19 protein-coding genes and 1 pseudogene are annotated in these 23,787 nt (G+C 71.6%); 5 read left to right on the top strand and 15 right to left on the bottom strand.

All coding sequences use genetic code 11. The features are described 5' to 3' along the window. Positions 1 to 13 precede the first annotated feature (13 nt). The 3 genes from AB0D18_RS23855 to AB0D18_RS23845 are packed head-to-tail and all read right to left on the bottom strand — an operon-like array spanning position 14 to position 2,306. Positions 14 to 373, bottom strand: coding sequence for a DUF742 domain-containing protein (locus AB0D18_RS23855; protein ID WP_362421959.1), 360 nt, complete (start codon positions 371 to 373; stop codon positions 14 to 16). Then, complete coding sequence (locus tag AB0D18_RS23850; protein ID WP_362421956.1) at positions 370 to 798, bottom strand: roadblock/LC7 domain-containing protein; 429 nt, start codon at positions 796 to 798, stop codon at positions 370 to 372. Before AB0D18_RS23850 ends, AB0D18_RS23855 begins: the two co-directional genes overlap by 4 nt. Then, positions 795 to 2,306 (bottom strand): ATP-binding protein, encoded by a 1,512-nt coding sequence (locus AB0D18_RS23845; protein ID WP_362421953.1) that lies wholly within the window; start codon positions 2,304 to 2,306, stop codon positions 795 to 797. Before AB0D18_RS23845 ends, AB0D18_RS23850 begins: the two co-directional genes overlap by 4 nt. A 348-nt stretch (positions 2,307 to 2,654) precedes the next feature. Between AB0D18_RS23845 and AB0D18_RS23840 the strand changes: the two genes are divergently transcribed. Beyond that, positions 2,655 to 3,392 (top strand): hypothetical protein, encoded by a 738-nt coding sequence (locus tag AB0D18_RS23840; RefSeq protein WP_362421950.1) that lies wholly within the window; start codon positions 2,655 to 2,657, stop codon positions 3,390 to 3,392. Positions 3,393 to 3,456: 64 nt separating this feature from the next. Here the strand turns inward: AB0D18_RS23840 and AB0D18_RS23835 are convergent, their stop codons facing one another. Genes AB0D18_RS23835 through AB0D18_RS23825 form a run of 3 tightly spaced genes read right to left on the bottom strand, consistent with a single transcriptional unit; the run spans position 3,457 to position 8,332 of the window. Then, entirely contained in the window at positions 3,457 to 4,836 is a 1,380-nt protein-coding gene (locus tag AB0D18_RS23835; RefSeq protein WP_362421947.1) for an MFS transporter, read from the bottom strand. After that, entirely contained in the window at positions 4,833 to 6,842 is a 2,010-nt protein-coding gene (locus tag AB0D18_RS23830; RefSeq protein ID WP_362421944.1) for a PEP/pyruvate-binding domain-containing protein, read from the bottom strand. The genes AB0D18_RS23835 and AB0D18_RS23830 overlap by 4 nt, the downstream gene beginning before the upstream one ends. Next, positions 6,839 to 8,332: an ATP-grasp domain-containing protein gene (locus tag AB0D18_RS23825; RefSeq protein ID WP_362421942.1), complete on the bottom strand. Its 1,494-nt coding sequence runs from the start codon at positions 8,330 to 8,332 to the stop codon at positions 6,839 to 6,841. The genes AB0D18_RS23830 and AB0D18_RS23825 overlap by 4 nt, the downstream gene beginning before the upstream one ends. 319 nt (positions 8,333 to 8,651) lie before the next feature. Between AB0D18_RS23825 and AB0D18_RS23820 the strand changes: the two genes are divergently transcribed. Continuing rightward, the gene (locus tag AB0D18_RS23820) at positions 8,652 to 9,704 is read left to right on the top strand and encodes a PAS domain-containing protein (protein ID WP_362421939.1); all 1,053 of its coding nucleotides are present in this window, start codon (positions 8,652 to 8,654) and stop codon (positions 9,702 to 9,704) included. An 88-nt stretch (positions 9,705 to 9,792) separates the two neighbouring features. Here the strand turns inward: AB0D18_RS23820 and AB0D18_RS23815 are convergent, their stop codons facing one another. From AB0D18_RS23815 to AB0D18_RS23800, 4 genes are all read right to left on the bottom strand, one after another. Further along, positions 9,793 to 10,812, bottom strand: a complete 1,020-nt coding sequence (locus AB0D18_RS23815; RefSeq protein WP_362421936.1) for an AAA family ATPase — start codon at positions 10,810 to 10,812, stop codon at positions 9,793 to 9,795. A 3-nt stretch (positions 10,813 to 10,815) separates the two neighbouring features. After that, entirely contained in the window at positions 10,816 to 12,018 is a 1,203-nt protein-coding gene (locus tag AB0D18_RS23810; protein WP_362421933.1) for an RNA ligase, read from the bottom strand. A gap of 135 nt (positions 12,019 to 12,153) precedes the next feature. Then, positions 12,154 to 13,500 carry an esterase-like activity of phytase family protein gene (locus AB0D18_RS23805; RefSeq protein WP_362421930.1) on the bottom strand — a complete coding sequence of 449 codons (1,347 nt, stop codon included), beginning with the start codon at positions 13,498 to 13,500 and terminating at the stop codon, positions 12,154 to 12,156. Positions 13,501 to 13,560: 60 nt separating this feature from the next. Then, positions 13,561 to 14,427: a hypothetical protein gene (locus AB0D18_RS23800; RefSeq protein WP_362421927.1), complete on the bottom strand. Its 867-nt coding sequence runs from the start codon at positions 14,425 to 14,427 to the stop codon at positions 13,561 to 13,563. A gap of 373 nt (positions 14,428 to 14,800) precedes the next feature. On the opposite strand from AB0D18_RS23800, the gene AB0D18_RS23795 reads away from it, so the two are divergent. After that, positions 14,801 to 16,498 carry an alpha/beta fold hydrolase gene (locus tag AB0D18_RS23795; RefSeq protein WP_362421924.1) on the top strand — a complete coding sequence of 566 codons (1,698 nt, stop codon included), beginning with the start codon at positions 14,801 to 14,803 and terminating at the stop codon, positions 16,496 to 16,498. 210 nt (positions 16,499 to 16,708) lie between these two features. On the opposite strand, the gene AB0D18_RS23790 is transcribed toward AB0D18_RS23795, so the two are convergent. Beyond that, entirely contained in the window at positions 16,709 to 17,161 is a 453-nt protein-coding gene (locus AB0D18_RS23790) for a hypothetical protein (protein WP_362421922.1), read from the bottom strand. Positions 17,162 to 17,338: 177 nt separating this feature from the next. On the opposite strand from AB0D18_RS23790, the gene AB0D18_RS23785 reads away from it, so the two are divergent. Further along, positions 17,339 to 18,139, top strand: a complete 801-nt coding sequence (locus AB0D18_RS23785; RefSeq protein ID WP_362421919.1) for a GntR family transcriptional regulator — start codon at positions 17,339 to 17,341, stop codon at positions 18,137 to 18,139. Continuing rightward, entirely contained in the window at positions 18,136 to 19,629 is a 1,494-nt protein-coding gene (locus AB0D18_RS23780) for an MFS transporter (RefSeq protein WP_362421916.1), read from the top strand. The genes AB0D18_RS23785 and AB0D18_RS23780 overlap by 4 nt, the downstream gene beginning before the upstream one ends. Positions 19,630 to 19,951: 322 nt before the next feature. Here the strand turns inward: AB0D18_RS23780 and AB0D18_RS23775 are convergent, their stop codons facing one another. From AB0D18_RS23775 to AB0D18_RS23760, 4 genes and pseudogenes are all read right to left on the bottom strand, one after another. Then, positions 19,952 to 21,277, bottom strand: coding sequence for an amidohydrolase family protein (locus tag AB0D18_RS23775; protein WP_362422051.1), 1,326 nt, complete (start codon positions 21,275 to 21,277; stop codon positions 19,952 to 19,954). Between the two features lie 410 nt (positions 21,278 to 21,687). Beyond that, positions 21,688 to 22,134, bottom strand: a complete 447-nt coding sequence (locus tag AB0D18_RS23770) for a MarR family transcriptional regulator (RefSeq protein ID WP_362421912.1) — start codon at positions 22,132 to 22,134, stop codon at positions 21,688 to 21,690. A gap of 167 nt (positions 22,135 to 22,301) precedes the next feature. Next, positions 22,302 to 23,368 (bottom strand): annotated as a pseudogene (gene trxB, locus AB0D18_RS23765) (thioredoxin-disulfide reductase). Then, positions 23,365 to 23,778: an arsenate reductase ArsC gene (locus AB0D18_RS23760; protein ID WP_362422048.1), complete on the bottom strand. Its 414-nt coding sequence runs from the start codon at positions 23,776 to 23,778 to the stop codon at positions 23,365 to 23,367. Before AB0D18_RS23760 ends, trxB begins: the two are co-directional and overlap by 4 nt. Between the last annotated feature and the right edge of the window lie 9 nt (positions 23,779 to 23,787).

Here is a 23,787-nt window from a genome sequence, read left to right as displayed (position 1 = left end):
GGCGCTTGAGGTGTCAGGACTTGAGAGAGCGGAGTCCATCGAGAACCCTCTCCAGGATCTGCCGGTCGAATTGCTCGGCTTCGGGAATGGGGACACGGGCGTGCAGCCGCCCGGTGTCGACGAGGTCGGCCACCAGGACCTTCGCCACACTCACGGGCAGCTTGAGGTGGGCTGCCACCTCGGCCAGAGACAACGCCCCGGGCTGGAGAAGTTCCAGGATCCGGTGCTCTTCCGGGCGTACATCACTGGTGATCGGCATTCCCGCACTGCGCAGCAGCGAGAGCCTGTCCAATGTGTTGCGGCTGGGCCGGGCGCGTCCGCCGGTCGCCAGATAGGCCGGTACGAGGCGCCTGTTGCTCTGGCGCGGGGTCATGCGGGGCTGCCGAGATCCCGAGCCGGGCTGTTCATTGCCTTGGTGCCGAGGGTGTTGACCTGGACCTGCATGTGGTGCGCGACGATTCCCATGTTGACCTCCGGTGCCGCGAACACGGCGAGGCAGGTGTTGCGCCCCGCGGGGATCGCGAAGACCCAGCCTTCTTCGGACTCGATGACGGTCTGGCGCAGGGTGGCGTCCTCCTGTTCGGCGAAGGCGGCGGTCACCGCCCGCCCGGCGCCCTGGAGCGCGGACATCATCGCGGCGACACCCTCCGCGGCCTCGCGCCTGAGGCCGGGCGAGGCTCCTTCGATGAAGCCGTCGCCGGAGATCACCGCGGCGTGAGTGACGTGCGGCAGCTCCAGGAGCGGAGCCAGCACCCAGGACTTGTCCTCGGTGACACGGCGGCGTGTGGGGGTGTTCATGAGAGTGCGTTCCCTTCGGGGCGGCGAGGGGGTTCGGGGGTACGAGGGGGCTCGGGGCGGTGGGGAGCTTCGGGGCTGTACGGGGGCTGGGCGGCGGCCCGTCCGGACTCGGTGCCCTGCTGGAGGGCGGCCCAGCGGGAGGCGTTCTCCTCCGGGCTGCGCGCGGGGGACGGTTCGGCGCGCGGGACGCTCTGCTCGACGTCGGCGGCGGCCCTGCGGCGGTGCCTGCGGGGAAGCTCGCCGTCGGCGCTCTCGCCGGGGGCGCTCCCGTACTCCTCGGCAAGGGCCTGTACGGAGGTCTCGGCAGCGGCGGCGACCGGAGCGGTACGGGACGGCAGCGGCGCGTGCGCGGTGACGGGCGCGGTGCGGGACGGCAGAGGGGTGTGCCGGCTGTCCGGTGCGCCGGACTGGTGCGGCAGGGGTGCCATCACGGACATGGGCTGCCGGCTCTCGTCGAGGACGGTCAGGAGGGGGTCGCCCGGGATGTACACGACGGCGCGCACCCCGCCGTAGGGGGACGGCTCGACGTGCACGCCGAAGCCGTACTGCCGCACGAGCTGGCCTGCGGCGGCGAAACCGGACCGGGGCGGGTCGCCGAGCTGGGTGAACAGCAGCTGGTCGTCGCCCGACAGCAGCTCCTTGGCGCGCTGGAGCTCGTCCGCGTGCATGCCCACGCCGTAGTCGTCGATGATGACCGACGCGCCGCGGTTGCCCTGCTGGAGGGTGACCGCGACGGGCAGCCCGTGGTGCGAGTGGTGCAGCGCGTTGGCCAGCAGCTCGGTGACGGTGATGGCGATCGGCTCGACGGCTCGGGCGACCACGGCGACCGGGTCGCGCAGCTGGTTGCTGACCTGCACCCGCTCGTAGCCGCGCAGCCGGGACGAGGCTCCGACGACGAGTTCCGCGAGGTAGGAGTCCTCCCGGGTGAGTCCGGGCCAGGCCCCGCAGATCACGCCGGTGGCCTGGATGCGGCGCAGCGCCTGCTCGTTGAGGAAGTCGGCGGCCAGCAGGTCCTGGGCGATGCCCGGGTCGTCGTAACGGTGCTGCATGTCCTGGAGCGACGTCTGGAGCTGGTAGAGCAGCGCCTGGATGGTGGTGGTCGCACCGCGCAGGGTGGACTGGGCGGCCGCGTCGACGCGCTCCCGCTCCTTGGTGACCGCCGCGCCGGTCTGTTCCAGTACGGCGCTCAGCGCGAGGTCGGTGCCGGTGCCCGCGAACCGGGCGTCGAGCAGGCCGCGTACGGGCACGTGGGGGTGCGCGAGGGCCAGCGACAGGTCGGGGAGGCGGGCGCCGGCGAGATGCTGGATCTCTGCCTCGACGGCCCGCAGACGGGCGTTGAGTTCGTTGCTCGTTTGCAGGGAAGCGGTGTTCTGCCCCTCGGACGTGGTGAGTCGCTGTCGAAGGTCGGCGCTTTGCATCCGGGCGCGGACCACGGTCGCCGTCAGAACCACGGCGGCGGCCGTACCTGCGCTGAGGCACCACAACAGCGCCTCGGGTATGGATGTCATCGAGATCCTCGGGTGGGGGACGATTCCGGTCGGCCCGTATCAGGAGCGGAGCCGATCTTCGAGTGATGCTACCCGCGAGTTGACGGACCGTGAGCTGCTCCCCCGGGTAGCGGCTGAGAAGTGCGGAAGATGCGGTTCCGCCCGCGATGCCCCGGTCGGTGGCGAACTCGAACTCCGTTGTACCTGAGGCAAGTTGGTTGAACTTTGCAGGGGTGGGCCCGGTGTCCGGAAACCGACAAGCCTGACAACCCCGGTTACTTTCAGAGGAGTTGACTCCTGCCCCGACTGCCACACGGTATTCGGGGGTAGAGCGTGCGAAGACCGGAGACCTTGCGGAGCCGAGGTGTCATGACCGGAAACAGGCGCACCACCGGGGTGCGCGAGGAGAAGGGCAACCACGCCATGAACAGATCCGCCCCCAAGCACCTGCCCCGCGCAAGCCTCGCGCTGGCCACAGCCTTGGCATCCATCGCGCTCTGCGGCACGGCCGGCGCGACGAGTACGGCAGGCGCGGTGAGTCCAGGGGGTACGGCGAGTGCGGTCGTGGCCGGGAGTGGGGCGGGCGGCAGCGGGTCGGCCGTGGGTGTGCGGACGGGCAGTGAACGGGCTTGTCCTGTCGTGTACTTCGACCTGGGCGAGACCCTCGTGCACACCGCCGAGGACGGCAGCATCGGCTATCGGGCCGGTGCGGCCGACTATCTGCGTGCCCTGCGCGAGCGCCGCATCAGGATCGGTCTGATCACCAACGTTCCGCCCGCCTGGGGCGCGACCGACGCCGAGCGTGCCGCCAGGCTGAAGAAGGAGGTCGACGCCACGTGGCGTGGCTCCGCGCCCTTCGCCTGGAAGGACTTCGGCGACCGGATCCTCACGCCCCGCACCGAGGCGGAACGCAAGCCGGCCCCCGCCCTCTGGCAGCGCGCGAAGGCGAACTCCGGCCGCTGTCTGCTCGTCTACCAGGCGGAGACGGCCGAGGAGGTCGAGGTCGCCGCCTCGCTGGGCCACCTGCCGTACCAGATCGGACTGCCGCACCGGCCCGCGTACCTCCCGGCCTGGCTGATCGGACTCCTCGGCAACCGGTCCCGCTGACGTACGCGACCTGCTGACAGGCCGACAAGGTGCGTACGTCAGCGGGGGAGCGGCCGGGGCGCCGTTACGTGCCCGTCCGGCGGCGCCCGCGGGCGGTCAGCCGGTCCGCGCCGGCCGCATCGTCCGCGTCGCCCGCGTCATCCCCGTCCGCCGCCGGGGCCCCGGCGGCGTCCCGGTGCAGCACCCCGCTGCGCAGCAGCAGCTGGAAGGCCCCGAGCAGCACCGCCGTGGCGAGCGCGCTGTGCCACAGCAGGGCGTCCAGGTGTCCGGCGGAGAGATAGGCCCCCGCGGCGACCGCGGCCAGTGCGCACACCGCGCGGTCCACGATGCTCTCGATCGACAGCAGCGTGGCGCGCGGGGCGTGCGCGGGCACCGCGTCGTTCACCAGCTTGCGCTGGATGGGATACGCGAAGCCGGTCCCGGCGGCGAACAGGCAGAGCAGCCCGACCACCACCCACGGCCCGCCGAGGGTCATCGCCGCCAGGGTCCCCGCGAGCGCGAGGCTGAGGATCGACACCCAGGCCACCGGGGTCAGGCGACGGCTCAGCCACTGGGGGCGAGCCGAGGCCACCGCCTCCGCCACCGTCATCGCGGCCAGCACCCCGCCGTGCGAGGCCTCCGCGATGCCGTGGTCGAGCAGGATCGGCTGGAAGAGGTTGACCTGGCAGATCCGGGACAGCGTGAAGACCGCCACGCCCTGCACCATCACCAGGGCCAGCCAGCGAGAGGACGCGACGCAGCGCAGCGCGGAGCCCGCGTCCCGCAGGAACGCGCCGCCCCTGCGCCCTCCGCCCGCCGGTTTCTCCGTACCTCCGCCTGTACCGCCGCCCGCCCCCGCGAGCCGGGGCAGCGCGACGGCGCAGGCCAGGGAGCCCGCCGCGCTGACGGCGCTGAGTACGTACGGGGCCGCGTGGGCGACCGCCATCAGGGGCCCGACCAGCGGCCAGCACACGACCTTCGCCGCAAGACCCAGCGCCCGTGCGGTGCCCTCCGCCTTCAGATAGTGCTCGTCGCACTTCTCGGCCCGCAGCCCGTCGTACAGATAGGCGCTTGCCGCTCCCGAGGTGAGCGAACGGCCCGCGGCGATCGCGAGGAAGTGGACGAGGAAGCCGGTGTACGAGGCGCTGAACACCGGTGCCAGGTTCGCCGCGGTCATGACGACCGCACCGGCCCGCAGACAGTTGCGGGTGCCGATCCGGTCGGCGATCAGCCCGGTCGGGATCTCGAACAGGCAGAAGGCCACGTAGTAGATGCTCTGGATGCCGAAGATCTGCCCGTCGGAGAGCCCGGCCGCCTTCTGGTAGGCGTAGAATACCGGCATCCACCACAGCAGGTTGAACAGCAGCTGGAAGCCGTAGTTGAGCCGGATGATCCGGCGGGCGGTCACCGTCAGGCCGCTGCCGCTGGCCCTGCCGCCGCCGGCTGCCCGTCGGCGCGCCCTCACAGCGCGTACGGGCGGATCTGGACCAGCCGGAAGTCGCCCTGCTCGGTCATCAGCCACTCGATGTCCAGCGGCTTGTCCACGTCGGACCCGCCGATGTCCGATCCGCTGAAGTGGGACTGCAGGAGCCGCCCGGTCAGCGACAGATCGGCGAGGCGGGCGCGGGTGGTGGCGGACAGCGCCTCGCCCCAGGAGCCCAGGGCGACGGTGCGGCCGCCGCCCTCCACCGTGTTGTACAGGTACTGCTGCGGCAGGACCGACCCGTCGACCACCTGCTCGGGGGAGCCGGGCGAGCAGTTGAGGTAGACGTTGCGGAAGTCCTCGCGGCGGGTCGGGTTGCAGGTCACCAGGACGCCGCCGAGCGAGGCGGGCACGTACTCCTGGATGATCACGCCCATGTACGTGTCGTCCAGTGAGATGCCGACCTGGTGGCGCAGCCGCACGCTGCGCGGCGACACCAGGGAGGCCCACACCTGGCGCACCGCGTCCAGGAGTTCGTCGGCGGAGTGGACGGTGGTGACGGAGTCGTAGACGCCCGCTGCGGAGAAGCCCGGCAGGTCCTCGGCGTTGGAGGAGGAGCGCACCACCAGCCGCCCGGTGGGGAAGGCCCCGCAGATCTGCCGGGTGACGGACTCGGGCAGCGGTGTGTGCCGGATCCGGTGCTGGAGCTGCAGGCAGAGCGAGTCCAGGACGTCGGTGGCGTCGAGTTCGAGTGCCATCTTGAGCTTGCCGATGCCCTGCTGGATGGCGGGGGAGGAGGCGAGGAAGTGCTGCTGGAGCGCGAACGGGAGCGCGACACCCTGCGGAGCACCGACCGTCGTGGCGACGAACTCGGCCGCCCCGCCGCGGAGTTCGGCGGCGGAGGGCGCGTTCAGTCCGAGCCGGGCCGCGAGGTGCCCGTAGAGGTCCTCGCGCGGCGGGCGGGGCCGCCCGTAGAAGGCGGTCAGGTCGGCCGTACGGCTGTCGAGCACGTGGTGCAGCTCGCCGAGGTTGGCCGCCTTGGTGCCGTACCGGTCCCGGTCCGCGCCGCGCAGCCGGTGCAGGGCCAGTACGGGGGCGTCTTCGAGCAGGGGCCGTTCGAGGCGGATGCGCTGCTGGTGCCAGGCCGGAGCCCGCAGCTCCGGTTCGTTCTCCAGCCGCTCCAGGGATATCTCGTCCTCGCACACCCGGTAGCGGACCCACGCGCCGTCCAGGCCGTCCTTCTCGACGAGCTGTTCCAGGTCGCGCACGATCGCGTTGGGTATGCCCCAGCCGGAGGCGAGGACGTTGGTGTGCGAAAGGGGGGTGATCGGCGCGGTGTTGAGGAATCCGGCCACCCGGGGCACGTCGTCCGGCAGGCACGGCATGGCCACGATGTCCGACCAGCCGAGCCCGTCCGCCTCGGCGGCGTACTCCTCGTTCGTACGGAAGAACCGCAGCCGGCCGGTGGCCTCGCCGGGGTTGAGCGGCGTCCGCGTCCTGGAGCCGAAGAGCTCGTGGCTCAGGATGCGGGGCACGCGCAGTTCGCTGATCGCCGCCAGCTCCTCCTCCTGCCCGTGGTTGGCGGGCTTGAGCAGCACCGGGAACCTGCTGTCGACCCGTTCCCGTACGAACTCGTAGAAGAACGCGAGCAGTTCGCCGCGCATGGTGTCGGCCTCGGTCGTCTCCAGGACGAGGAAGGTGCGCTCGCGGCCCTCCGTGTCCTCGTCGGTGTGCAGGGACAGCACACCGAGCAGGAACCGGCGCTCGGGGTCCATGTAGACGGAGGCGTTGAAGGCGTCCAGGCCGGCGTCGAGTGCGGCGAGTTCCATGCCCAGGACGCGGGTGGCGATGTAGTTGACGTGGAAGGGGTGCGCGGCGGTGTCGAGCAGGTGCCAGGTGTTCTCGGCACGGTCGACGACGACCTTGAGGTACGGATGACCGGCCAGGACGCCGGAGAGCGTACGGAAGAGAGGCAGGGAGAGGTTCTCGCCGACGACCGTGCGGTCGGTGGCCGGTTCGGCGTTGCCGGTGAAGAGCGGGACGGTCATCGGGAGGCCTCCTCGGACTGCACGGCGGACAGAGCCTCGGGCGACGCGGCGGGCTGGACCTCGGGCCGCGCGGCGGGCTGGACCTCGGGCGACGCGGCGGACTGGACCTCGGGCCGCGCGGCGGACAGAGCCTCGGGCGACGCGGCCGGCAGGACCTTGGGCAGGGCGTCCACCAGGGTTTCGAAATCGCGGAGCACCGTCCGCGGGTCGGTGGCGGAGAGCAGGCACAGGGCCGCCATGGTGTTGGCGCCCGCGGCCGGGTCGTAGACCGGTACGAGGCTGCCGTCGGCGAGCGAGCTCTCCGCGACCACCGACAGCGCGCTGCCCCGGCTGAGACGCACGTCCGCCGAGACCACGGGGAAGTCCCAGACCCTGCGGTCCTGCCAGGCCTCGCCCCGCCCGTCGACCGCGAGGACGACGAGGGAACCCGCCGCGCCGCGTGCCTGCGCCGGAGTGAGGGCCTGTGCGGGCCACTCGACCGGGCGGCCGAGGAGATGGTCGACGAGCATGCCGACGAGGTCGAGCCCGAAGACCTCCTCGATCTGCGGCACCGTCATCGCGCCGCCGAACCTGGCGGCCGTCTCGATCAGCCACATCCTGCCGTCCGCACCGAGCTTGATCTCGGTGTGGATCCCGCAGTCCCGCAGGCCGAGGGCGTCGACGGACTCCCGTGCGAGGGCCACTATTCGGTCCTGGGCATCCTGGGGCAGCGGGGTGGGGGTGATGGCCGCGCGCTCGGTGAACGGCTCGACGGTGGGCATCCGGCCGCTGAGACAGACCGGGTGGAAGATGCCGTCCGCGACGACGCCCTCGACGCTGACGTAGTCGCCCCAGCCGGCGTCATCGAACCAGTCCGCAGCGGTGCCGGTCACGATCTCCTCGACCACGAAGTCCGCGTCCGCCTCGGCCACATGAAGCTCCGAGAACCCCAACAGGGCCGACTCGGCCATCACTTCGCGCGAGCGGCGCCAGGCGGCGGACAATTCGTGCGGCGAGCGGATGATCTGGTGCGCGGTGGAGCCCGCGCTCCAGGCCGCCTTGAGGAGCAGCGGGAAGGGCAGCGCATCGGCCGCCTCGTACAGGTCCGCCTCCGTGGCCACGGGCCGGAACTCGGGCTGCGACAGGCCGTGTTCCTGCCAGGTGCGCCGCATCAGCCGCTTGTCACGGGCGAGTGCGGCCGCGCTGCCCGCACCCGCGAGACCGAGCGCCCCACACGCCTCGGCCACGGCGACCACCGCGTACTCCGAGAACGTCAGTACCGCTTCCGCGCCCACGGCCTTCGCCCGCGAGACGATCAGCGACACCAGGTCGGAGCGCTCCGCGTCGGAAGGCGTCACGACGGAGGCGCACAGCCCCCGGGCGGAGCCTGCCACGGTGGGAGGAAGAGCGCTGAGCGCCAGCAGGTGCACTTCCGCCCGTGCGGCCGTCCTGGACAGGACGTGACCGAGCGGCGGACCACCCTTGGCATGCACTAACAGCACCGTGCTCACTGAAGTTCGTCTCCATTCGTCCGGTTGGGTACGTACCGTCTGATACGTGTCGTCGTACGGGACCGGTTGATGCGCGTAGAGCCTGGGGGGATCACCGGTGTACGTTGCGGGGAGTGTTCACCCGCACACTCAAGGGGACCAGGCGACAGGTGCCCGCACCGCCATCGGGCACGCCTGCCGTTCAGGCAAACGCCTGAGTCGCACGCCGAGTTGGCCGGGTTCCCCTGCTCACCAGGTTCCACGCCCGCCGGGTTCCCATGCTCACCGGGCCCCCATGCCCGCCGGACCTTCACGTTTCGTCATGGACGGAGAAACCGCTGTGGACGATTCCAGTCCCCGCACACCGATCGAGCACCTTGCCGCCCCCGCCGGGGCCCCGAGCCGGTACGCCGCCTTCGCGGGCCTCGTCGACCTCTCCCCGGCCGCCGCCTTCATCAGGGACAGCGAGGGCCGCTATCTGTGGGCCAACCACGCCTACGCGCACCTCTACCACACCGTTCCGGAGGAACTCGCGGGCAAGCGCATAGAGGACTTCGACGCCCCCGCCGAGGCCGACTGCTTCCGCGCCCTCGACCAGCAGGTCCTGGCCCTGGGCAGACCGGTGCGCCACACTCTCGGCTACCGGCGCCCGGACGGCAGCGCGGGCCAGGCGGTGGGCCACCGCTTCCCCGTACGGGAGAACGCGCGGACCTGCGTCGCCGGAATCTACGTCGACATCACCGACCACCTGCGCGCCATGGTCCAGCGTCAGGAGGCCGAGGAGCACCTGCAGGCGCTGCGCGACCACAGCGGGCTGCCCTGCGCCCTGCTGTCGGCGAACGGACGCGTGATCGAGGCGAGCGCGGCGGCCGCCGAACTGTTCCAGCTGAGCCCGCCCGACCTGGTCGGCCGCCGTGTGCACACCCTGCTCGCCCCCGAGCCCGGCCTCGACCGGCTGCACGGAAAGTGGAACTGTCTGATAGCCCGCCGCACCAGAAGGGTGGAGACGTCGGCGCTGCTCGTCGACACGCAGGGGCTCCAGCGCCGCGCCCAGCTCCACCTGACCACGGTCGGCCACTCCGCCGCCCGCGCCCGGCACGTGTGGGCCGTCGTCACCCACCAGAGCCTCGCCCACGAGGCCCATCCGCCGCTCACCGCCGCGCAGGTCCGCATCCTCTCGCTCCTGGCGGAGGGCAGCAGCAACGGCGACATCGCCACCTCACTGAAGCTGTCGAGGCAGACGGTGGACTACCACCTGAGCCGGCTGCGGGAACTCCTGGGCGCCGCGACCCGCCCCGCCCTGGTGGCCCGCGCATACGTCCTCGGCATCCTCGCCCCGCGCGCCTGGCCCCCGCGCTCGGCGACGGCGGCCCATCCGCTCAGCACCGCGTAACGCACCCGGCCGGGCGCGGAGCTGGAGGGCCGGGCCTGGTGTCGGGGGCCGGGCCAGGCGTCGGGGGCCGGGCCGGGCCGGAACTCCCTCAGAATTTGCCGTAGTTCACCTGCCAGGTGGGCAGCCCCATCCGGCGCCACAGCTCGACCACCCGGTCCCGGTCGTCCAGCGAGACCCGTACCGCGAACCGCTCGCGGACGTGCGTGTCGAAGAGTTCGGCCTTGACGATGTCGTCGCGCCGCTGGTCGCGGACGGGCCGCATCCACAGCTCGTCGTACGGCACGTCGTGCCGCTTCAGCCACTCCTCGGTCTGCTCCCGGAACTCCTCGCCGCGGCCCGACAGCAGCACGAGCGTGTCGCCGTGGGTCTGCCGGAACGCGAGCAGCGCGTCCCGTACGGACGGGTTCAGCACGTCCAGGCCGCACCGGGTGAAGTCGTACGCGCCCCGGTCACCGGTCAGCGCGAGCGTGCCGTCGATGTCGCACATGACCGCCGAGGGCAGCGCCGGGTCGGGCACGTAAGGGGCCACCGGGGGCTGGTCGTTGAACCAGCCGTCGGTGAGCCGCCAGCCGCCCTTGGTGGCCTTGAGGTGCTTGTCGGCCAGTATCCGGACGATGTCCTCACCGACCGGGTTCGCACGCGCGGCGTCCCTGCGTACGCACTCCTCCAGCGGTACGCCGGTGAAGTCGTGCACCACGAACACGGCCTGCCCCGCCACCGCCGCCTTGAGCCGCTTCGGGATGTGCGGGGTGAGGTGCGTGTTGTCGACGACCACGTCGAAACCGCCGTCGACGGCCGCCCGGACGGCCGCGTCCTGGACGGCCAGTACGGTCTGCTCACGGGCGAACGAGCGCGCGCGGCCCTCGGGGGACTCGTCGCGGTCCCGGTTGCGGGCGGCGGGCAGGTCGAGCATCGCCCGCAGGTCGTCCAGGTTGACCCGCCGCATCCGGCCTCCGGACTCGGCCTGGAGCGCGCGGGCCGCGGTGGTCTTGCCTGACGCAGGCAGGCCGGTCATGACGTGTACCACCGGCCTGGCCGCCTCTGGTACGGAAGCTTCGGGTGTGGTTGCTTCGGGAACGGAAGCTTCGGGTGTGGTTGCTTCGGGCATGGTTCAGCTGTCCTCATCGGTTTTGAACGGGTCGGCGGCCACCGGCTTCAGGGAGCGCCACACCAGGAGTTCGGTCGGCTTTCCCGCGAGCCGCTGGAACATCGCCGCCCGTACCGCGCGGTCTGCAAGCGCTTGTGCGGCGCGGGCGAACGCGGCCCGGTCACCGCCGAGATGAGCGATCGTCGCATACGCGTCGTCGATGGCACGTTCCCGGTCCGTGAGGGCCTCCTCCAGCCGGGCGATCACCCCGCGCACCCAGGCGTCGAACTCGTCGGGCACCTGCTCCAGCAGGTCGTCCAGCGGGGTTGCACCGGTCGCCTCCGCGACCGACGAACCGACCGCCTGCGCGACCGCCTTCACCGGGTGGTCCCGGAAGCGCTGGATTCCGTACCCCCGCCAGATGTCCCGCTCGGTGATCCCGGTGAGCACCTTGTGCAGCCGTACGTACTCGGCGATCTTCACCTTGGTGCGCAGGCCGGAGGCGAACCGTACGACGAAGCCCTCGGCGTCGGTGCCGGTGGCCACGCCGCCGCCGGGCAGCGTGTTCGAGGTGCTCAGTGCGACCAGTTCGGCGAGCGGCATCGCAGGCCACACCCGTACGACCGAGCCGATCGGCTGCCAGCCCACGGCCGCCTCGGCGAGCGGCACTTCGGCGCCGTCGGGGCCGAACGCGGCGAGCAGCACGAGGTCGCGCCGCTCGCCGTAGTTCACGACGATGCGGTTCTCCGGGTAGAGGATCTCCGCGAGGTAGGTCGTGCCCGGGAGCAGCCCGCCGGTGTCCTTGGTCGCGAGCAACCGGCCGGCCCAGGTGGCCTGTTCACTGGTGAAGGAGCCCTTGGACGCGACGTGCCAGCGCCCGGAGTGGTGGAAGACGATGCCGAGACTTCCGTCGACCTTGTCGTACACCTCGAAGGGCTCGTCGGGCAGCGCCGGTGCGTAAGGGCGCTCCCGCGCGTGCTCGGCCGCGTTGAAGAACTTCGGCAGCGGCAGCGCCACCACGTCCCCGGTCTCGTCGTCGACGACCAGCCCGCGGCAGCGCGTGGTCACCTCGGTCCAGTGCTGTTCGTACTGGCAGGTCCGGGTGTACGAGTAGATCGACAGCGGCAGCCGGGGGTGCGTCCGGCGCGAGACGTGACCGGTTTTGACGGCCTTGGTGAGGTCGCCGGGCTGCATGAGGTGATCGAGACGGATTCGGGCCGAAGACATGAGGTTTCTCCTGGTTCAAGTCCCCTCATTCTGTCGTGACGGATGATCCGGAAGGAAACGATTAACCAGCCCCTCGGCCCGTCTCCGGCCGCTCCGTCCGCGCTCTCTCCGGCCCCTCCGTCCGCTCTCCGGGGGTCAGCGCACCGGCCGGGGCAGGCGGACGCGGACCAGGGTTGTCTCGATGCCGCTGTCGACCAGGCGGCCCCGCGCGTCGAAAGCCTTCGGGCCGTCGGTCATGCCGAAGTCGTTGTCGTTGAGCAGGACGAGCGTCGAGGAACCCTCGACAGCGATGCCCTCGATCTTGCCGGGAACGCCCTTCACCGTGTTCAGGTCGACCACCAGGCGCTTGGACAGCACCGGGACGCCGGCCGCCGCAGGATCGCCGAGCTGCTCCAGGGAGGGCGAAGTGGCGGACTCCCAGCGGGAGTTGAGGATGTCGTTGGCGGGCCGCAGTCGGACTTCGTACAGCCGCGCGGACTTGTCCGTACGCTCCTGGACCAGCAGCCGGTCGCCGCCGAGCGCGACCAGCGCGGAGAGCTTGAGCTCGGACGTCTTGGTCTGGCCCGGCTCGACGACACCGACCGCGTCGAAGCGGTAGGCGTACTCGGCGGTGACCTTGTTCTTGCGCGGCGAGAAGCGCAGCAGCCGCGTGGTCCGGGAGCCCTCCCCGGCAGCCTTCCCCGGGTTGAGCAACGGGCTCTGCAGGCCGAGGACCAGATCGCCGCCCGGCAGCAGCGCCAGCCCCTCGAAACCGCGGTTGACCTTGCGCTTGAGGAGGACCGAAGGCAGCGACTCGATCACCGGGTAGCCGGCCCCGGTCAGCTTCAGCCCCTTGGGCACGTGCCGGGCGAGCACCCGCCCGTGCGCCGAGACGTGGACCAGCGAGGGCCCGTACTCGTCGACCAGCCAGAAACTGCCGTCCCGGTCGCGGACGAGACCCTCGGTGTCCAGACCGTTCGGGTTGTACGGGAGGGGCTTCGTGGCGTTGTAGTTGTAGGGGGCCTCGTCGCGGCCCGCCTGGTTCGGCAGACCGGTCACGGGCTTGCCGCCGGCGGTGGTCAGCGGGATCGACCGCAGCACCTGGACGCGGCCGCCGACGGTGCGGATCTTCACGATCGCCGGGTTGAACCCGGGCACCGGGAAGGTGCGCCGCTTCTCCTTGCCGACCTCTATCTGCCCGTTGGGGCCGCGGTCGGTGACGGTCCAGTACTCGCCGCGCCGCTCGGCCGGGTACAGGTCGCTGCCGATGCCGCCCAGGTCGACTCCGCGGTCCTCGCCGACGGTGCCGGGCAGCAGCCGGTTGCTGAAGGCACCCAGCCCCGTGTCAGGCAGCGTCGAGGTGGAGACGACGCGGGCGCGGTCCGGGTGGTGGTGCCGCGTCGGGGCGGCCGCGTCGGCCGTGCCCACGACGGTCGTGAGCGCGAGCACGGTGGACAGCGGCAGCACCACGGTGGCGGGGCGGCGCAGGAGACGCGGATTCATCGGAGGAACTCCCTTGTACTTCGGCATGTGCTTCGAGGCGGCCGGCGACGGCCGAGGCGACTAGTAACGGTCGAGAATGAGCTGCGTCTTGAGGATGTCGCCGCGGTACAGCCAGCCCTTGGCCTCGGCGACGGCGATGGAGTCCTTGTGCAGCTTGGCCGCCGCGGCGGGATCGCCGGTCTTGAACGACAGCTCGACGACGTACTCCGTACCCGATCCGCTCGCACCGACCACCGGCAGCACCTCGATGCCGGCGTCGTCGGAGCCGCCCCACGCACCGCCGTACACCTTGGCCGTCACCGGGCCGTGCGCACGGGAGGCGCCCAGCGTGCTCGTGCCCCAGCCGGCCGTCTTCGCGTCCGCCAGCTTGCCGGGGATGTCGTTGACCAGCCAGCCGCGGCCGGTGTCGCCCGACGGCATGGAGGTGCCGGAGTAGCCCGTGGCGCTGCGCTTCTTCTCGGTGCTGAAGCTCAGGGTCTGCTTGCCGTAGCCCCAGTCGACCTCGGCCTTGTAATTGGTGTCGCTGCTGTCGAAGCCCGCCGCGTTGGCCGCGTTCAGGGCCGCGTCGAGGTTCCCGTCCGTGACGGGGAAGCGCTTCTTGTACGTCTCCTCGAAGGACGAGCCGTCCTTGTGGCGCAGCCGGACGCTCCACCCTTCGGCGTCGAGGGCGCGGGCGTCGGTGTCGTAGTAGCTGTACGAACGGGCCTTCGCGGAGCCCGTGATGCCGAACGCCGACCGGACGGCCGCCGTCGGAGCGTGGGACGCGTCGAGCGCCGCAGCCGTGAGGTTGATCTTCACTTCGTACGTGGGGACGGCGTTGCCGGCGGCGTGGGCCGGGGCGGCGGGGGAGAGGAGCGCGGCGGAAACGGCGAGAGCGAGCACCGAACCGGCGGTGGCCGGGCGGAAGGCCCGAGAAGTGGAGGTCATGTGACAGATGATCACGGCCAGGTGTGAGGAATGGGTGACCCTTGGAGGTGGGTGAGGTGAACCGTGGGTGTCCAGCAGGACCGGCTGATCCGTCCAGCAGGATCGGCTGATCCGTCCAGCAGGATCGGCTGATCCGTCCAGCAGGATCGGCTGATCCGTCCAGCAGGATCGGCTGATCCGTCCACCAGGACCGGCTGATCCGTCCGGCAGGACCGGCGCTGATCACCGGGCCCTGGTCCCGGAGGAGGAGGCCCACCGGGCCCCTGGTCCCGGGCTCGGGAACGGGCGGGCCCGAGGTCCTCGTGCCCGTGGGCGATGTGCCGCACCGGGCCGGTTTCCTAGCCTCGGGGCATCCCACGACTTACGGAGAACCATGCCCCCTCTGCACCCCGCCGTGCGCCGCGCCTCCGCCACCGGGCTGGCCCTCGCCGCCTGCCTCACCACGGCCTCCTGTCTGACCACGGCCGCCGGGGCTCCCGCAGGACTCGGCTCAGCGGCTCCCGCCGGACAGGCTGCCGGGACTCCCGCCGCGCAGGGCTCCCAAGCCCCCGCCGGACCCGGATCCGGTTCGCCGCTCGACCGCTACTACCAGCAACGCCCCCATTGGGGCAGCTGCGCCAAGGGCCCCCAGGACACGGCGGGCCGCACCATGGACGGCACCGGCCTGCAATGCGCCGACCTGACCGTGCCGTTGGACTACGCCGACCCCCGGGGACGGACGATCACCGTGGCGGTCTCCCGGCTCAAGGCCACCGACACCCGCCACCGCATCGGCACGATCCTCCTCAACATCGGCGGGCCCGGCGGACCCGCCCTCCAGGTCCCGCCGGTCATCCGCAAGGCGATGAAGGACGTCGGTCCGCGCTACGACATCGTCGGCTTCGACCCGCGCTTCGTCGGCCGCAGCACTCCCCTGGACTGCGGCTGGCCCGTCGGAACGGCCTGGTTCTCGGCCGGCGCCGACCGGGCGGGCTTCGACAGCCAGGTCGCCCTGCAGAAGAACCTGGCCGCCAAGTGCCGCGCCGCAGGCACCTCCGTACTCCCGCGCACCCCCGTACGCCCGCACACCTCGGTGCTCCCGCACATCAGCACCCGCAACACCGCCCGCGACATGGACATCGTCCGAGGCGCGCTCGGCGAGCGGAAGATCTCCTACCTGGGGTACTCGTACGGCACCTATCTGGGCACGGTCTACACGCAGATGTTCCCCGGCAGGTACGACCGGGTGGTGCTCGACGGTGCGTTCGCCCCGGGCGACTACGGCCCCCGGATGCTCAAGGGCTCCGAGCGCGAGAACGAGAAGGCGCTCGCCGACTGGGCGGCCTGGGCGGCGAACCGGCACGACACCTACGGCCTCGGCCGTACCCGTGCGGCGGTGCTCGCCACCGTCGACCGCATCGTCGCGGCGTCCGCGCGCAAGCCGCTGCAGGTCGGCACCGGCGCCGACACCTTCCGGCTCGACGACACCCAGGTGCCCGCCCTCCTCTTCACTGCCACCGCGGACGACACCGACCCGGCACGGGCCTCCTTCGGCGAGCAGATGTCCGTACTGGCCAGGGCCGCCGACGGAGCGGCGCCGACCGCCCTGTCACCGGAGTTCGCCGCGTCGCTGCGCTACCTGCTGCAGGGCGGGACCGAACCCTCGGGCGTACAGCAGGCGATCATCTGCGGGGACGTGGCGGCCCCGCGCGATCCCCGGTCCTACTGGCGGGACATCGAACGCAGCCGCGCCGCACACCCGCTCTTCGGACCGATGACACGCAACATCGGCCCGTGCGCCTTCTGGGACCGGCCGCGTGAAGAGCCCACCCGGGTACAGCGGGACGCCCCGGCACTGATCGTGGCCGCCACCGGCGACCCGCGCACCACGTACCGGAGCAGCGTCGCACTGCACGACCTGCTGCCGAGCTCCGCACTGCTCACCCTGAAGGGCGCCAACCGGCACGGCCTCTACGGGCGTTACGGCAGCACGTGCGTGGACGACGAGGTCAACCGCTACCTGGCCACCGGCAAACTGCCGACGAAGGACCGGACGTGCGTCAAGGAGCCCCGCACGGACCGGAAGGGCTGACCACCCCGTCCAAGGCACACGCTCCAGGGCCTGTCCGGCGGATCTTGCCGCGGTCGCGTGCCCTGGCACGCACATCTGCGGCGTTCTCGTCAATCGACGACGCTCCGCGTCGCCTCAATCCTCCGCCTTGCAGCTGCACGCACCATGCCCCGCTCAGCGGTAGTGAAAGGGCAAGGTCACTCCCATGCGGCCTGATCCGCCGGACAGGCCCTAAATGTCCGCACAGATCCGACGGGCCTCGGCCAGGTCCTTCTTCACCTCGGCGTTGAATTCGTACACCACTTGGTGGCGCTGCTGCGCCCGGTGGAGGGCGGCTGCGAGCGGCTTGTACGCCGGGTCGCCCGCAGCCGCTGCGGCGGACAGTGCGTTGGCCCCGCTCCAGCGGTGGAGGGACACATCGCCCTCGTCGGCCTTCGTCATGTACTTCGACTCGTCGAAGCCGGCGAGAGCGGCGCAGGCACCGCGCGCATCGGTCGCCGGCCCCGTCGGGGACGTGGCCCCGCTGTCGTCCCCCGTGACCGCCCAGGCCGCCCCCACGCCGGCGGCGCCCAACAGCAGCCCGGCCGCCAGGGCTGCCACGAGCAGACCGGTGCGGCGTGGCGCGTCGGCAGAGCCGCGGGCAGGGGCGGGTACGGGCGCGGGAGATGGCTGTTGATGTGACATGTCCCCGACCGTACACGCCACCAGTATCACCCGGTGGCGTTTCTCCCCGTACGCTCCAAGAACCCCAAGGCCAGCGCATCACTGCAGGTCAGGCCTGGTGGCGTAACACCGCCGCAACATCGCTCACCTAGCCTCGGTGGCCACAACAAGGCAGTACGAGCGAGGGGAGTGGACACCATGAACGAGCCGACGTCCGCGAACGCCCCCGGTGGGTCGCCGTGCCGGGCTGACCGGGCCCGCACGGTGGCGAACGTGCTGCGCGGGCAGGTCCTGCGCGGCGCCTTCCCCACCGGCGTACTGCCCGACGAACGGGCGCTGATCGCGGAGTTCGGCACCTCCCGCAACTCCGTACGGGAGGCCCTGACCCTGCTGTCCGACGAAGGACTCGTCGAGCGCCGCCGGGGCGTGGGCACCGTCGTCGTCGGCCGTGCGTACGAGCACCCGCTCGGCGGACTGGCCGGCCTCGCCGAGGTCCTGTGCGCACAGGGGGCCGTCGTCAACGAGGTGCGCGAGGCCCGGACCGTACAGCCGCCGTACTCGGTCGCCCGCCGGCTGGAACTTCCCGAAGGGAGCCACGCCGTCTACCTGGAGCGGCTCCGCCGGGTCAACGGCATGGCGCTGTCCCTGGACTGCACCTATCTCCTCCCCGAAGTGGGCGACCCGCTCCTCGCGCTGCTGCGGGACGCACCGAACTCCTTGCGGGACCGCGATGTCTTCGCCCTCATCGAGGCCGTGACCGGCCGGCCGCTGGGCACCGCCAAGATATCCGTCCAGGCCATGGTGGCGGACCCGGCCACGTGCGCCGTGCTCGAAATGCCCCCCGGCGGCGCGGTCCTGGCCGTGGAGCGACTGACCCGGCTCGCCGACGGCCGCCCCGCCGACCTGGAGTTCCTCCATCTGCGCGGGGACAGCCTGACGCTGCACGCCACACTCGACCGCGCCACGGGCACCGGCACATCCGACCCCGACTCCGTATGAGCACAGTCCGTACGACCGCGGCCCGTACGACCGAGGCCCGTACGACCACAGTGGCGATGTGCTGGTGCGTCACGCTGGTGGTCGGCATGGTCTCGGCGGTCAACCTGGCCATCCCCGACGTGTCCGCCGGTGAACTGCGCCCCACCGCACAGGAAGTGGTGTGGTTCGTGGACGGTTACGTCGTCCTCTTCGCCTGCCTGCTGGTGCCCGCGGGCGCGCTCGCCGACCGGCGGGGCCGCAAGGGCATCCTGATGTGCGGAATGGGCGTCTTCACGCTGGGCGCCGTCGTCTGCGCCGCGGCCCCGCACATCTCCGTACTGATCGCCGGACGCATGATCAGCGGGATCGGCGCGGCCGCCGTCCTGCCCACCACGCTCGCCCTGCTCGTCGACGGCCTCGCCGACCGCGCGCGGCGCCGGGCCATCGCGGTCTGGGCCTCCATGACAGGTCTCGCCGCCGTGCTTGGAAACGTCGGAGGCGGCGCCGCCATCCAATTCGGCACCTGGCGCACCCTGTTCGTCTGCCTGGTCCCGGCGGCGCTGGCCGCACTGGTTCTGGTGGCAGCCGTGGCGCCCACGACCCGCCGCCATCCGCGGCCGATCGCACCACTCGGCAGCGTGCTGCTGACCGCCGGGTTCCTGGCGCTGCTGTACGGGATCGTCTCGGGGCCGCAGTGGGGCTGGTCGCACCCGGCCGTGCTCGGGCCGCTCGCCGCGTCGGTGCTGCTGCTGGCCGGGTGGGCCAGGGCCGAACTGCGGTGCCGGCAACCGCTGTTGGACCCCCGGCTCTTCGCCGGGCCCGCCGTGGCGGCGGGGGCGCTGGGCATGGCGGCGCTGTTCACCGGCATGTTCGGCCTGTTCTACCTCAACGGCCAGTACCTCCAGTACGCCAAGGGCCACGGGTCGTTCGGCGCCGGAGTGCGTCTGCTGCCGATGGCCGCCGCCCTGCTGGCAGGACCGCGCTGCGGGCTGCTGCTTGAGCGGGTGTGCGGGCGCCGGGGGACGGTGGTCGTCGGGATGCTCGTCCTCTCCTGCGGGCTGGGCGCGGTCTCCGCCGCCGACTCCCACACCCCGTATGCCCTCTACGCGCTCGGCGCCGTGCTCACCGCCCTCGGCTGCGGCATCGCCACACCGCTGCTCTCGCACGCCATGATGGCTGCCCTGCCGCCGGACCGGGCGGGCGCCGGGTCCGGACTGCAGAGCCTGGCAAGGGAGTTGGGCAGCGCCGTCGGGATCGCGGTGACGGGAACTCTCACCACGGCGGTCTTCACCGCCGGGCTGCCTCTCCCGCTGGCGGGTCCTGGCCACCCGACGACGGTGGCGGAGGCCTACGCCCGTACCCCGGACCCACACCTGCGCGCCGCGGTGGTCGACGCGTTCACCGCGGGCATGCACACGGCGACCCTCGCCCTGGCGTGCGCGGTCGCCGCCCTCGCGGCCGTCATCGCGAAATGGATGCCGAAGGAGGCGGAGAAGGCGGCGGGGAATTGAGCCCGGCCCCGCCACCGGTTCCCGACCCGTCCACCGGCTCTCCGCCCCGCCACCGGTTTCCGGCCTGGCTACCGGTTCGCCGTCCTGGCACCGGTTTCCGGCCCGTCCACCGGCTCTCCGCCCCGCCACCGGTTTCCGGCCCGTCCACCGGCTCTCCGCCCCGCCACCGGTTCCCGGCCTGGCCACCGGCTCTCCGCCCCGGCACCGGTTCCCGGCCTCGCTTCCGGTTCGCCGTCCTGGCACCGGCTCTCCGCCCCGCCACTGGTTCCCGGCCCCGGCACCGGTCCCCGACCCGGCACCGGTTCCCCGCCCCGCCACCGCCTCACCGCCCCGGCTCCACCCGCTGCAACCCCGCCCGCCGCACCACCTCCGGGCCGACCCTGGCCGCCTTCGCCACCAGTGCCGGGCCGTCCCAGTCCAGTGGCCAGCCCTTCCACAGCCGGAGTCGGCCGGCCACCACCACCGCGGTGATCTGATCGCGGTTCGCCAGCCGTACGAGTTCCCATTCCAGGTCCCAGGAGGGCGTCATCTCCGGCACGTCCGTCCGTACGACGAGGAAGTCGGCGGCCATTCCCGCGGCGATCGTGCCGGTGACCTTGCCGAGCCCCAACGCGTCCGCGCCGAGCGACGTCGCGTACTCCAGCCACATCCGGCCCGCCCCGCACGACGAGTCGCCCGCCGCCATTCCGTACGCCAGCCGCTGGGCGGTCTCCGCGGCGTCGACCAGCCGGAAGCCGTCGCCGCGGGTTCCGTCGGTTCCCGTGCCGAACCGCACCCCCATCGCCGCGAGCATGGTGGCGTGGGCGACGGCGTTGCCCTTCCAGGCGCTGGCCACCGGGTTGTAGCTGATCGCCGCGCCCGAATCGGCCAGCATCTTCATCTCGCCCGGCGTGAGCAGCGTGGCATGGGCGCCCAGGAGGTGCGGGCCGAGCACTCCGATGTGGTGCAGGTACTCCACCGGACGGCGCCCCACGCTCTTCAACGACCTTTCCACGGAGGCGAGATGCTCGTTGACGTGGATCTGCAGCACGGCACCGGCCTCGCGGCACAGGTCCGCCGTTGTCTTGAGCACCTCCCGGGTGGCGTCCTCGGGAACGGCGACGGCCAGGGAGGGATGGATCAACGGGTGCGCGCCCCACCGCCCGAGGTGCTCCTCCCCGCCCTTCCCTCCGGAGACGATCCTGGACAGTACGCAGCGCAGTCCCGCCTCCTCGGTCCCCCGGGCCACCACCGCCACGTCCACCGGAGCACGCGTACCGGCATCCGCGACCGTGGTGAAGCCGCCGCGCAGCGCCTCCAGCGCGGCAAGCTTCGCCGAAAGGTAGGCGCTCTCACCGTCGAGGGCGTGTTCCAGCGGCTCCCAGATCGTCTTGAATATCTCGGACGGCTGCCCGAACGACTGGGCCTTCCCGAAGGTCTGCGTGAGGTGGTGGTGCGCGTCGACGAACCCCGGCATGATCAAGTGGCCGTCCAGCCGTACCGGTTCGAGATCGCGATGCGCGGCGACGAGCCCGGCGGCGGGGCCGACTTCCCTGAACTTCCCGCCGTCGACGAGCACGGCCTGCCCGCGTGCCACGCCCGTCGGCAGCATCAACAGCTCCGGTACGAGCAGCTTCCGGCCGGCCCCGTCGAACTGCTCGGCCCGCACGCCGCTCCCCTGCTTGTCGGCACCGGCACCGGCACCGGCACCGGCATCGACACCGGCCGCGGTCGCCCGGGAAGTCGTCCCCAGCCACGCAGCCGTACCCACCGCCCCCGCCCCGGCCAGAAATCCCCGCCGCCCGACTCCACCGGACTCCGTTGTACTGCTGAGCTGCTGTTCGTCCGCCACGTCCTGGACCTCTTCCTGTGCCGCTTCCCTACGCCCCGGCGTGAGCGTGGCCCGACCCTAGATCCGCCCACCAGGCGGAACAAGATGTCCGGCATACGGAATTGAAGCGGTGATTGTGCAGGTGGCGGAGCTGACTGGGCCCGGACCGAAACCCCAGGTCGGAGCCTGTGCCGCCGCGCCGGAGGGTGGCGTAACCTCAGCGAAACTTATCCGCTCGGTCCCGAGGGTCAGTCCCGGGGCCACGGGCGGCCGTCGAGCCGCTCGATGTCACGGTTGAAACGTCCGAGGGAGCGGGCGAACCCGGCCGCTTCCTCCGGGGTCCAGTTCTCCAGGACGCGGGCCAGGCCTGCCAGGTTGGCGCTGCGGTCGCTCTCCAGACGCCGCTTCCCCTCGTCGGTGATGGTGAACTTGCGCGCGATGCCGCCCTTTGGGTCGGGGATGCGCTCGACGACCCCGGCCCGGAGCATGGCGGCGGTCTGCCGATTGAGAGTGGAGGCGTCCAGGCCGAAGGCGTGACTCAGCTCGTTGATCGACAGCGGGCCCTCGGTCAGGATCCGGCTGAGGAGGATGTAGGCACTGCGGTCGAGCCGGCCGTCGCCCCGATGGGTGAGCAGATTCATGTACCGGCCGAGCAGCATCGTCTCGAATTCGATCTGGCCAAGGGGCATGTCCACGCGAGGTTTCCTTCGACTGCATGAGGACGGAGTGTGCATCATGCATACCACTGCCCCGGGAGGGTTTCGCCGGACCAGCCCCCTCCCGGCTCCCTCCCGGCCTCCGGACCTCTCCCGGCTCCCTCTCCCGGCCTCCGGACCTCTCCCGGCTCCCTCTCCCGGCTCCCTCAGACGGCGGACCAGCCGTCGTCCACCGGAAGGACCGCGCCGTTGATGAACGCGGCCGCGTCCGACGCGAGGAAGACGATGGCGTCCGCCTGCTCCTCCGCACTGCCAAGTGCGGGGCCTTCCGCGTGGGTGTCGGTGAGGGCGGCGAGGTACCGCTCGGCGTCCAGGGCGGCCTGGCAGCCGGATCCGGCTGCGGTGATGGCCTGCCGGTAGTTGTGGTCGACGACGTCCCCGGCGGCGAAGACGCCGGGGACGTTCGTCCGTGTCGATGGTGCGGTGACCTGGATGTACCTGCTGTCGTCCAGATCGACTTGGCCGGTGAACAGCTCGGTGCGCGGGTCGTGGCCGATCGCGATGAACAACCCCGTCACGTCCAGGTCCCGGGTGGTGCCGGTAAAGACGTCGCGCAAGACGACGCCGGAGAGCATGCCGTTGTCCTCCTTGAGTTCGGCGATTTCGCTGTCGAACGCGAAGGAGATCTTGTCGTCGGCGAACGCCCGGTTCTGCATGGCCTTCGAGGCGCGCAGGCTGGAGCTGCGGTGCACGACGGTCACCGAGCGGGCGAAGCGGGTGAGGAAGGTGGCTTCCTCCATGGCGGTGTCGCCGCCGCCGACCACGACGATGTCGCGGTCGCGGAAGAAGAAGCCGTCGCAGGTGGCGCACCAGGACACGCCGCGTCCGGAGAGCGTGTCCTCCTTGGGCAGGCCGAGCTTGCGGTACCCGGAGCCGGTCGCGACGATCACGGTCTTCGCGCGGTGGACGGTGCCGGCCGAGTCGGTCAGCAGCTTGATGTCGCCGCTCAGGTCGACGGAGAGAATGTGGTCGTCGATCATCTCGGCACCGAACTTCTCGGCCTAGGCGCGCATGTTGTCCATCAGGACGGGGCCGTCGATGCCCTCGGGGAAGCCGGGAAAGTTCTCGACCTCGGTGGTGGTGATCAGCGAGCCGCCCACAAAAATGCTGCTGCCGAACAGCAGGGCTGCAGTTGGGCGCGGGCGGTGTAGAGGGCGGCGGTGCATCCGGCGGGTCCGGAGCCGATGATGACGACGTCGCGTATCTCGCTCATGCCGTCTCCTCCGGGGCGATCTCGGCGATCAGGCCCTCAACGAGGCTCTTGATCTCGTCGCGGATCGGGCGCACGGCCTCGACGCCCTGGCCGGCGGGGTCTTCGAGCTTCCAGTCGAGGTAGCGCTTGCCGGGGAAGACGGGGCAGGTGTCGCCGCAGCCCATGGTGATGCAGACGTCGGACTCGCGGACCGCGTCGACGGTGAGGATCTTCGGGGTCTCGGCGGAGATGTCCATGCCGACCTCGGCCATGGCTTCGACGGCGGCCGGGTTGACGACGGTGCCCGGGTTGGAGCCGGCGGAGCGGACTTCGACGCGGTCTCCGGCCAGGTGGGTCAGCCAGGCTGCGGCCATCTGGGAGCGGCCGGCGTTGTGGACGCAGACGAACAGGACGGACGGCTTGTCGGCCATGGTGATCGT

The organism is Streptomyces sp. NPDC048442, assembly GCF_040651475.1.
In the GTDB taxonomy this organism is placed as follows: Bacteria; Actinomycetota; Actinomycetes; order Streptomycetales; family Streptomycetaceae; genus Streptomyces.
This window is presented reverse-complemented; position numbering and strand designations above follow the sequence as displayed.